Here is a 10,494-nt window from a genome sequence, read left to right as displayed (position 1 = left end):
CGATGCTGTCAATCGAGTGAAGAAGCTTTATGAAGATGCATTAAACGAAGGTCAAAGCCGTTCAGAGGTGCTTCGCAACCTGGATGCGTATCTTGAGCAAATCGGCATTGCACAGGCGAATCCGTACTGGCTTGAGCTGCATTATCGCAACAACATGATGACCGCTTACAACGCAGGTCGATGGACACAGATTGCGGATAATGATTTGGTTGAGTTCCTGGTCTATACATCGGTCATGGATGATGGCACCACCAAACTCTGCAGAGAACTGGACGGCGTAGCTAAACCGAAGAACGATGAGTTTTGGATTGAGTTCTACCCACCCAACCACCATAAGTGCCGAGGCACGGTATCCGTGTTGACCAGAGAGCAGTACGACAAACTGCCATCAAGCAAGAAGTCGCAATACACCAAAATCACCATTAGTTCGATGCACGAAGACGACACGTTTTCTAAAGAACATCAGTTTAGAAGTTCGCCCCTTGTATCGATGCAAGCCTTGCCAGAATCCTTGGCTACCAGTGCTCAAGAGTACGGTCTCACCAATAAAGTGCTGAGCTACTCATATGAACAAAGCAAGTCAGTTATCCAGGAGCAAATGAATCAAGCTGTAAAAAGTAGAATCTCCACTGCCGTTCTCGATAAGGCAATCCAAGAAACGCCAGAGCTCAATCCGTTCAAAGAAAAATTAGCTGGCACAAACCTTGATGATGCGGATGGAATTTTGTTTGGGTTTGATGAACTCGATGGTGGCGAGTGGCTGCCAACGCTGCAGTACCTGGTTGCGCTCGATGACAAACGTACTGCAGTAATGCTCATGGCGGCATTTGATAAAGCTGAGGTCTATACCGTGAAACACTTAACTAACAATGAGCTTGCAAAGTTACAAGCTGAGTCGATTAAGTTAGATGCAAAATGATAAACAAAAGGGCCAGATTACTGGCCCTTATTATTAAACTAGAAATTTATATTCACTCTGAGTGGGGAGGGTATTATCCCCATCAACAACGTGTCCACTAATCTTACAAAGTAATCGGTAGTTCATTGGAGCATCTTTCGCAATGCTTTCTACTGATACAACGAGGTCTGTTGATTTTGTCAAAAGAGCTTTGATGTCGCGAGCTAGATAGCGAGGGCAGTAACCTACAATTTCCGCAGGTTCTTCTGCTCTAACCATTACCGCATGGTTGTCATACTCATTTTGACAATCTAGACAAAGTCTTAACTGTTCACCTTGTTCTAAGGCGTCGATTCGGCGTTGTGCCGATTTAGATAAGTGACTAACACCATGTAAGAAAAAGTAATGTTCAAAAGAACCACTTTCATTGATATTAATACGACGAAACATTTGAAGTTGATCTGTACCTCTCATGCCACCAGATCGAGCTAAAATATTTACTGGTGTAATTTCATCATCTTTAAGCCCTAGCCATTTAATAAAGCGAGGGTATTCAGGCCTTCTCTCTGACAATAGACGATTATGAAATAGAGGAAACAATTCAATAGATACATACGATGTATGTAAGTCTTCCATTCCGCTAAATGGGACAAAGTTTTTGGAACTTGTCGCGCCTTGTGTGTAACGAAATTCAAAGCCTTTTTGTGTATCAGTAAGGGCCCCAACGACATGCCAGTCCCTTGTATCTGGCGATTGCCAAGCTAAGTAAACCGGATTATTTTTAGTCATCTGTTAGTAACCTATTTTTGTTTTCAAGTACCATTTGTAACGCAAACTGTTTTGCTGTGTCAGTTATCACTTCTTCTGGAATTTTATCAAAAATTTCGTGGATTTTATCATCACTTAATCCTTCAAGTCTGCTGAGCCAAAAGTTTTTAGCCCTTTCCCTTTTTTCTACCGCAGTAAAAAATGCATCAGTAGTTAGCATTGGTTTTTTGTCGGTTTTGAATTTGAACAACTCCGAGCGAGCCTTTCGTACAAACTTACCAACAGTCCTGTTTTTATCTTTTGTCTTTAAACGTTCATCACGTTCAATATCTAACAGCTCTCTACCTAAGCTTGCAGCATGATCGTAAGTTTCGCACAAATATTTTTCTTTAGACTCGATATCCATCACGATAGCCCAGTTTTCATGATGTCTATCCTGATTACTAATCAAAGCATCTAATAAAAGATAGCCGCAAAAAACATCACCCGCATTTAATCCATCAATACAATCCCACCCCTTGGGAGGTTGCACGTCTGTTCTATCTAAACAACCAAGAACTCTACTTATGGTATGTTCTTTCACTCGAACAAACTTTTGGTTTTGCTCCATTGGAACGGGGTAATTTAAAGGACTATCGGCATGTAAAACTTCATTACCCATGATCATTCGATTTGAACTCGGGATTACGTTTGGTGACACGACGCCCATACGTTCATTAAGCATCATTTGAGCTATTTCGTAAGTTACATGAGGGATACCCAGTTCTTTACATAGTTCCTCAGCAACTTTTTCAGACCAATGCTCTCCCGTATTTTCTCTGGAATACTTAAAAAGCCAGCTTCTTGTCCCACCTTTAAACCAAAACCAAAATTTTTCTTTTGTCCCCAATTGCTCCAAGTCATCAGGGCTAACATATAAGCGTTTAATTTCAAAGGTCATAAAGTTGAAATGTTGGGTAGGTAGTTTTTATTAATCTATCAAAATTAATCAAACTAAACCAGAAATAACACATTAGGGGTTATCAATAGGTGAACTTGCTCAGCATCAATATTGTGGCACTTAGCTTCAATAATGAGTGGATGGTGCTGGCCGCGAATGTAATGGTTCGTGGCAATTCAGAAGCACTCAGCAAGGTTTATTTCACATGCTATTTGATATTAAAGAAAAACAACGACCTCTCATTAAAGCCATTTTAAACACCGTTAAAAATAGCCACCCAAGAGAAGATAGCTGCTTTGATATGGCGTTTTATGTCAATCCTACACAGTATCAGGTTACAACCGTCGGCATGATGTTTGTCGTTGAACAGTTAAAGGCGCTTGGAGTCATTAGGGGTATAGGTGGTACTCTTTCTTTGACTTTTGAAGGTGACGATTTGTTGCACAAGTTATCTTCAGTTACACCAATAACTGTATAAAAACACAGTTAAGTTGTGATAAGGTGTCTTTGTGTTTTGATGCCTTGAGTACCTGAGACCCAGTATCGCTGGAGAGGAAGCATTGAAACGCCGCCAGTCTCGCTTGAGGCTGGCGGCTTGCTTTGTATTCAAGGCTCTTTTAAATAAGGAGACAAGAATGCACAAACACACACTACGCAACGAACAACTGACCCTCGTTAATGCTGATTGTTTGCAGCACCTCAAAACTCTTGATGACAATTCTGTCGATCTCATTCTTACCGACCCTCCATACTTTCGAATCAAAACGAATGCATGGGATAATCAATGGCCAGATGTCGAAAGCTTCCTAGCATGGCTTGATGAAGTGCTGGTGGAGTTCTGGCGCGTACTAAAACCCAACGGCAGTATGTATCTGTTTTGTGGTTCGACGCTAGCTGCGGACACCGAAATCTTAATGCGAGCTCGATTCGAAGTGCTTAACCATATTATTTGGGCTAAGCCATCAGGGCCGTGGAAGCGAATGCATAAACCAGACCTTCGTAAGTTCTTCCCTTCAACAGAGCGTGTGCTGTTTGCTGGCCACTATGGTTCGGAAGGTTTTGCTAAGGGGTCTTCGGGGTACGCCACGAAGTGTAAAGCACTCAAGCAGGAAGTGTTTAAACCACTGATTGACTACTTTGCCAATGCACGCAAAGAACTCGGCATTACCGCCAAGGAGATCAACCAAGCCACGAACTCTCAAATGTGTTCGCATTGGTTTAGCGCAAGCCAATGGAAGTTACCAAGTGAGCAGCAATACAAACAGCTGCAAGCGCTATTCAAGGCGAAAGCTGGAGAGTTAACCAAAAGTCATCAAGAACTACATACGCAATATCAATCGCTACAGGAAACATACCAGACCTTGGTTAAGGAATACGATGATCTAAAAACTCAATATGAGATACTTCGTCGTCCGTTCTCTGTCACCGCAGATGTGCCTTATACCGATGTGTGGCAATTTGAGCCAGTGCAGTATTATCCTGGTAAGCATCCATGTGAAAAGCCAGCGGCAATGCTTGAACATATTATTACAGCAAGCAGTCGAGAAGGTGATGTTGTACTTGATGCGTTTATGGGGAGTGGTTCAACAGGCAAAGCGTGTTTAAAGTTAGGGCGTCGATTTGTTGGTATCGAGTTTGAAGAAGAAACCTTTGATACCACGCTAAGGCAATTAGAAACGTTAAGTGGTCAAGAAGAATAATGAAAAGGCATCGGCGCAAACCGATGCCTTTTTTAATGTTCTAAGTAGTCGCTGGTTTGCATGATATCTGACATCGCGTCACGCAGCTGTTGTTCGAGCTCTGGCGTCATGTTTCGAAGGGCGGTCACGATATTATCAGACAATGCCTGAGCCTGTTCTTGTGATGCGCCAGTGAGTTCAATTGAGATTTGCGGTGCGTATTCAATTTGAATCATTGGGGTTGCAGGCAACGTTGATCGAGTGGTTGTATCGCTCGATTCGCTAACTAGATTTTCAACTCGCTCCACATCCTCTGGCTCATCATTAAACACATTGTAAAGCCAATCGCCGACCTCTCGACCTGCCATGTCACCACCAATGCCGCCAGCAACCATTCCACCAGGAACAGGAACAAACGTACCAGCCAAACCTCCGAGCGCGCCACCAACCATACCCCCGACATCTTCCCATAGACCTCGGTCGTCTCCTGTTACGACATCCGCTGCCAACATAGTACCTTCAATCGCAGTACCAATCACAGGAACGTGCTTGAGTCCTGGTATCTTGTTCGCAAACTTGGCCACATTGCTAAAACGACTTGCTTTGCCTATATCAGCCGCGCTTTCTGCCGCTGCTCCTGCAGCGACATTGATAGTTTTTCCTGTTAGCCAATCTTTCGCTTTCTTCACAGCAAAAAGACCGCCAGCACCCAGCGCTGCTGTTTCTAATGCAGAAGACGCATATCCAGCGGATGGGTTCTCAATCACAAAATCTGTGAAGGTTTTACTTAAATCTTGAATGGCAGTTGATAGGCCATCCTGAGATTCAATCAAACCCGCCGTGGATTCATCGACCACTGACTGCGCAGAACGTGCTGCATCTGCTCCTTGCTCAAATTTGGTACGAGTGCTCTGAGCAAGCTCCTTTAAATTGAGTTCATGAAGGAATTTGTCAGGGTTGTTGAGCGCTTCAATCATGGCTTTTAAGCCTTTGATGCCCACGTCCTCACTTAAAATTGTACCGCCAGCAGCCTCTAATATTGGTTTAACCACACCTGGTGATTTTTCCATTACGGGAACCAGACTCTGCATGAAAGCGGCATAGGCTTCATCGGTTCCTTGACCTGTATTTACCGCATGGCGCATTCTCAGTGCTGCCGTGCGCACGTTGTTACGCTCTTGGTCATCCGTGATCGCTTCAATAGCACCAACGGTATTACCGCCACCAACAAGTTTGGTGAATTCATCTTGGTCACTGAATCGAGCTTGGAATGTTTCTTTTAGGCTGTCACCCAGCTTGTCGTAATTCCATACGCCAGCTTGGCGACCTGCGGTTAGTACTGCTGAATATTGATCTAATGAAACTTTATCCCCGAGTAATGGTGCGTATTCAGCGAAGGTGTCTAAAAGATCATGGTTGTCATCACCAGTTGTTTGTCTAATTGCCGCAATGCGCTGAGCCGCTTCATCAATGCTGACACCAAATGCCTTCGCCGTATTACCAATTGCTCTCGTTAGCTCTTGTGGGTCAAAGTCAGGAAAAACTTGGTTGAGTCGTACTGTTGCCGCCGTAAGTGCATTCGTTTCTTTATCATCCAATCCTTGAGTTCGAGCTAATCCCATCGCTGTAAATATTTCGCCGCTGGAGGCTCCATCAGCGACTAAGGATGCTCTAAATTTACGTTGTTCCTCGGTCATTAGATCGGCTTTGTCTGTGCCTGTTTGGGCTGCATACATGCGCATGTGCTTTTCCATGTCATTACCACGGAAAAGCGTATAGCCAGCCGCAGCGGCAATGCTGCCAACCATGCCGAGTTTGTCACCAAGTCCTTCCATTTGAGCACTGGCATTACCAAATTTATTGAGCGCTTGAGTTTGCTCTTTTAAAGCCTTGGTGGTCTTCTCGACTTTGCTCTGCAGTTTGGCTTCATCGGCAGATAAGTTGCTTAAATCTAATCCAGCATCCGACAATGCACGACGAAGACGTCGAGTTTCCCTTTCGTGTTCACGCAAACTTGCTGTTGTATCGCGGTCTTGTCGCTCTAGCTTTTTGAGTGCATGTTCTTGACGTTCAATTTCCTTCGTATCACCAGCCTCCTTTTTTAATTTTTTTAAAACGTCCCTTTGTTTTGTTATTGCATCTTTGCTTTTAATCTGTTGTTTTTGTAAATCGTCCAGAGCCTTTTCTGCTTTCTTAAACTTAGTGACATCACCTGTTGTCTTTTGAAGCACTTCCACTTCTTTACTTAGGCGCTTAGTCTCTTGCTCAATGGCTTTGGATTTTCCAGAGAATTCGTCTTGAATGCCCACAAGCAACTCAAGAGCATAGCCATTACTTTGTTTGCTTATTGACATTGTTGAACCTCTCAATCATGTAAGACATCTCATGCCAATTCATTCCCATTAGTTCTGAAACTGACACGTTCATCTTGGAGTTCTTATTAGATAGCGACTCAAAAGCCTGGTTGAACATCTCGCTGCTCATTCGTGCCAGGCTTAAGCCTTTCCCAGCATATGCGATACGTTGGCGTAATCCTTAATCGCGAGAGAATCAACAATGCAATCAACAGGTAGTGTTGCGCCTTCGGTCATATCGGCTTTAGTAACTCGAATGAATCCTTCTTTTTCTTGCTCTGTCTCGATGTCAAGCATGCCAAAACGACAGGTATCTGAAATGAAGAAAGCACGAACCGCATCGATGTATACCGAATCAAACTCACCAATCGACCACTGCTCTGCATGAATGCGATCTCGAATCACAGCTTCACGCTCTCGAATCATGCAGTTGTATGTTTTGCCATTGCATTTAATTGGGGATTTTAGGGGGCAAATATCAAACTCTACCATGCATTGACCGATGATGGAGTCAGAAAATTCGACAGGCAATGATGACTCAATGCTCTTATTGTTTTGTTCCGCTGTTGCTTCTTGTTTGATCTCGTTAGTCATGATTTAAACCTCTTTGAAAGAGGCTTAAAGGTACTTTTAAAACCACTGTAACAATGTCAATTGCCACGTGCGCGCGATAAGAATAGTTAAGATTTTGGCATCAAATATTGGAGTGATACATGCTGCCGAAAATCTTAAGAAATGACATTCGAATGCGAGCGCTCGCAGAGTTAACGGTTGAAGAATTCAACTCGTTACGAGTGGTCATCAAGCGACTCAACATCATGAATGTATACGAGGTTGATACCTCATTCCTGCCGTGGCTGGCTTGGTGGTTTCGAGTTGACGCATGGGACGATGAATGGAGCGAAGAACGTAAGCGAGAGTCTATCGCCAACGCTCTGATTTTGAAAAAGTACAAAGGCACTATTTGGGCTGTAGAGCGAGCGTTGGAGTTGTCGAAATTTGATGCCAGCGTTGTTCCTTGGTATGCAATGGCACCGGAAGGCACTCGCGGCACGTTTCGCATCGATGCAGCACCCAGTGATAGTCGTAGTCTCATGCAGAACGACTACGATACGCTCATTTCACTAACTGAAAGTAATAAGCAGGGTTCTCAGCACTGGAAGGGCAATATCATCCATGACCCTAGCATGGGTTCAGCTTATGCTGCTCCAGTGATTCGAACTCGCAAGCGTTGGACTTCAAGTAGTATTGTTCCGCTGCATGTTACGGGGATTACCATATCTCCGACGAGCATCATCGTTTATGAGGGTGAGCCAGTTAGCGTATCAGCAACGGTAACAATGAGCGATGGAACGACAACTCACGATGTCCGATTTGAATCTAGTGATACGTCTATTGTAACCGTCGATGAAGCAGGACTGGTTTCCTTTGTGAGTGAAGGTAATGCGAGTGTTTGTGCTATCTCTACATTCAATGGTATCTCTAGCGCAGAGTGCACGGTGGTTTCTCATGTAGCCGTTGCTCCGGTCTCGATCGCCATTTCAGGTATGCCCGAATCTCTTGCGCCAGGCGATGCGGGACAGCTAATTGCAACGGTTTCATATAACGACGGCACGTCTGCTAACTCTCTTGATGAACCGGGCGTGGTTGAGTGGTCCAGCTCTGATGAAACCATTATTACAATTGATGACGCAGGCAATTACAACGCATTAGCATCTGGCTCTGTGACGATAACAGCCACTTCAACAGAAGATGCAGGCATCAGTGGTTCAGTCGTTCTTGAGTCTATAGAAGACTATGAGCGCTTTTCAATAACAGTCGGCGAGGGCTATTACGGGGGCGACGTATTAACATCAGTTGGCGTGTTTGAGTATTCGCCGTTACATCCCGAGTACAAAGATACGTACGGCGAGTTTTCATCGCACAGTTGGCCGTCTGGTGAACCAATCGTAACTATTTATCGAAAATCACAATTTATATGGCGGCGTAGGTCTGCCGATGTAGTTGTTTATTTTAGTTCACAAGCAAAGTGGCCAAAGTGGCGAGATTGGAGTGGCATGACTGTCACGTTTACGCATGAGTCCGACATCATTAGTCAAAACCTAACTTTCGGAAATTATTACACTGCACTAAACGAAGAAGGCATACCAGTGCATGAATTTTTGACGGCAAGAGTTGGTCAAGTCGTTGACGTCGAACTGACACGATACGAGCCAACCGCCGACGAGAAAATAGCTGCAAGGCGGCAGATACTTATGCTGTCTCTATCTGACGAGCAACAATGAATTGAATGATGAGTAAAAATGATGACGTATTTTTCATATGTAACTGATTTGGGTATCAGCAAAATCGAAGCTGCATACAATGCTGGCGAAACTATTAACTTGATTGAGATGGCTATTGGTGATTCGAATGGTGCCTATGTAGCCCCCGATTCTAGCTTCACAAATTTGGTCAACGAGTTCGCTCGAGTTGCACTCAATGAAGCTTCAATAGACGGCCACTTGATTCATGTAATTTCATACGTGACTCCAACTGCTGAAACAGCAGAGCAAACATTGCGCGAGTACGGCATCTATGATGATGAGGGAGATATGATCATCTATGGCGCATATCCGGAATCTCTCATTCCTAGTCTCGATAGTGCTGAGTATCTACAACTTGAAATAGAAAACATCACAGAGCTAGAAAATGCTGATGTCGTGAATGTGACAGTGAGCCCTATTGTCCCTTACGCAACAGAAACAGAAGCGGGCATCGCAAAAATCATCAATGATGAGGACGTTGAAGCCGGCGTTGATGACTCTAAAATACTGACTATTTCAAAGATGCTTAAACGTGTCGCAACTAGCGTTAAAGCTGGTGTTGCAAGATTTGCGACGAGTGCCGAGGCTATCAACGGCACTGACACGTCATCGATGCTAAATCCAAGCTCTGGTCTGGCTTTGCTAAAATCGCGCATTTCAAGCGCATTAGACGGCACAAGAACAGATTACACTGCAAGTGAATACGCATTGAGCCAGATAAATACAAAGGCAAGTAATGCTCAGAGCACAGCGGATAACGCAGTTGATTTGGCTAATGCAGCTCAGGACGCCGCTGATAACGCTACAGATCTAGCCAATGCCGCCCAAGATGCTCTCGACGCTTTTAAAGTTGAGGATAATCCATTTCCACAGTATCTACACAATGATGAACATGCAACGCAAGCGCAGGCTGAAGAAGGTACTAGCACAGGCGTTTGGATGTCGCCACTTCGTGTTGCACAGCATTTTCTATCAAAACTTTCAGACAAAATTGATGGCGCAAGTCATGAGTTAGCCGCTTCTGAGTACGCTCTAGGCTTGGTTAACACAAAGGCTCAAGAGGCCCTTGATGACGAGAAACTGCATTGGGTTAAGGTAGCAAGCGGCAGTTGTTCAATCCCTTGGAAAAATGGCACTAGCGGCACGCTTGCTGGAACGATTGAAACAGGATATTCAGCCAGTAGTCGCAAGCACTACAGTGGACGATTTAAGGTCAATATTCTTTCAGATGGTACGGCTGAATCATCCGATCCAACTAACTGTTGGTGGTCGTTCAGAGGCGAACCAAGAGAGGTGACATATTGGAGTGGTACGCCGCAAGTCGTTATAGATGTGTATGCCTATGGTGCAGGTTTAGTCAGCGGCACTGGTGGTACAAGTTGGGAATTGTGGGAATTGCAGGCATAATGTGAATTAACAGAAGGGTTTCAGATGACGCCTTTCTGTCTCACCAAATCCCACTAAATCCCGCCAAATCTCACTTAAAAACGCACATATTGTTTTTATTTTTGGTCTTCCGGATTTTTATTTTTGGTCTTCCGCCGTCAGG

9 protein-coding genes are annotated in these 10,494 nt (G+C 44.3%); 5 read left to right on the top strand and 4 right to left on the bottom strand.

Annotation, left to right across the window (positions count from 1 at the left end):
* Nucleotides 1-919: phage head morphogenesis protein (locus QTO06_RS24175; RefSeq protein ID WP_331410161.1), on the top strand; the 919-nt coding region annotated here is incomplete at its 5' end.
* Between the two features lie 33 nt (nt 920-952).
* On the opposite strand, the gene QTO06_RS24170 is transcribed toward QTO06_RS24175, so the two are convergent.
* A complete protein-coding gene (locus QTO06_RS24170; RefSeq protein ID WP_331410160.1) occupies nt 953-1,687 on the bottom strand; it encodes an HIRAN domain-containing protein in 735 nt (244 codons plus the stop codon).
* The gene (locus tag QTO06_RS24165) at nt 1,680-2,606 is read right to left on the bottom strand and encodes a hypothetical protein (protein ID WP_331410159.1); all 927 of its coding nucleotides are present in this window, start codon (nt 2,604-2,606) and stop codon (nt 1,680-1,682) included. The genes QTO06_RS24170 and QTO06_RS24165 overlap by 8 nt, the downstream gene beginning before the upstream one ends.
* A 205-nt stretch (nt 2,607-2,811) precedes the next feature.
* On the opposite strand from QTO06_RS24165, the gene QTO06_RS24160 reads away from it, so the two are divergent.
* Together QTO06_RS24160 and QTO06_RS24155 are read left to right on the top strand one after the other, a co-directional pair.
* Nucleotides 2,812-3,084 carry a hypothetical protein gene (locus tag QTO06_RS24160; RefSeq protein WP_331410157.1) on the top strand — a complete coding sequence of 91 codons (273 nt, stop codon included), beginning with the start codon at nt 2,812-2,814 and terminating at the stop codon, nt 3,082-3,084.
* A 157-nt stretch (nt 3,085-3,241) separates the two neighbouring features.
* Nucleotides 3,242-4,306, top strand: coding sequence for a DNA-methyltransferase (locus QTO06_RS24155; RefSeq protein ID WP_331410155.1), 1,065 nt, complete (start codon nt 3,242-3,244; stop codon nt 4,304-4,306).
* A gap of 32 nt (nt 4,307-4,338) precedes the next feature.
* Here QTO06_RS24155 and QTO06_RS24150 read toward each other — a convergent pair whose 3' ends face one another.
* Both QTO06_RS24150 and QTO06_RS24145 read right to left on the bottom strand, forming a co-directional pair.
* On the bottom strand, nt 4,339-6,639 hold the full coding sequence (locus QTO06_RS24150; protein ID WP_331410154.1) for a phage tail tape measure protein: 2,301 nt from the start codon (nt 6,637-6,639) through the stop codon (nt 4,339-4,341).
* A gap of 141 nt (nt 6,640-6,780) precedes the next feature.
* Nucleotides 6,781-7,233, bottom strand: a complete 453-nt coding sequence (locus QTO06_RS24145; protein ID WP_042770676.1) for a hypothetical protein — start codon at nt 7,231-7,233, stop codon at nt 6,781-6,783.
* Nucleotides 7,234-7,352: 119 nt separating this feature from the next.
* On the opposite strand from QTO06_RS24145, the gene QTO06_RS24140 reads away from it, so the two are divergent.
* Nucleotides 7,353-8,924, top strand: coding sequence for a phage tail protein I (locus QTO06_RS24140; RefSeq protein WP_331410147.1), 1,572 nt, complete (start codon nt 7,353-7,355; stop codon nt 8,922-8,924).
* Between the two features lie 18 nt (nt 8,925-8,942).
* On the top strand, nt 8,943-10,352 hold the full coding sequence (locus tag QTO06_RS24135; RefSeq protein ID WP_331410146.1) for a phage tail protein: 1,410 nt from the start codon (nt 8,943-8,945) through the stop codon (nt 10,350-10,352).
* The last annotated feature ends 142 nt before the right edge of the window (nt 10,353-10,494 follow it).

Source organism: Vibrio sp. M260121, from assembly GCF_036533715.1.
Taxonomy (GTDB): domain Bacteria; phylum Pseudomonadota; class Gammaproteobacteria; order Enterobacterales; family Vibrionaceae; genus Vibrio.
Note: the sequence above shows the minus strand (reverse complement) of the source record. Positions and strands in the feature narration are given on the sequence as shown.

What these genes read in the sequence shown, in the direction of transcription:
- QTO06_RS24145 (WP_042770676.1), bottom strand. Translation starts at nt 7,233, where the DNA reads ATGACTAACGAGATCAAACAAGAAGCAACAGCGGAACAAAACAATAAG.
- QTO06_RS24165 (WP_331410159.1), bottom strand. Translation starts at nt 2,606, where the DNA reads ATGACCTTTGAAATTAAACGCTTATATGTTAGCCCTGATGACTTGGAG.
- QTO06_RS24160 (WP_331410157.1), top strand. Translation starts at nt 2,812, where the DNA reads ATGCTATTTGATATTAAAGAAAAACAACGACCTCTCATTAAAGCCATT.
- QTO06_RS24150 (WP_331410154.1), bottom strand. Translation starts at nt 6,639, where the DNA reads ATGTCAATAAGCAAACAAAGTAATGGCTATGCTCTTGAGTTGCTTGTG.
- QTO06_RS24135 (WP_331410146.1), top strand. Translation starts at nt 8,943, where the DNA reads ATGATGACGTATTTTTCATATGTAACTGATTTGGGTATCAGCAAAATC.
- QTO06_RS24155 (WP_331410155.1), top strand. Translation starts at nt 3,242, where the DNA reads ATGCACAAACACACACTACGCAACGAACAACTGACCCTCGTTAATGCT.
- QTO06_RS24140 (WP_331410147.1), top strand. Translation starts at nt 7,353, where the DNA reads ATGCTGCCGAAAATCTTAAGAAATGACATTCGAATGCGAGCGCTCGCA.
- QTO06_RS24170 (WP_331410160.1), bottom strand. Translation starts at nt 1,687, where the DNA reads ATGACTAAAAATAATCCGGTTTACTTAGCTTGGCAATCGCCAGATACA.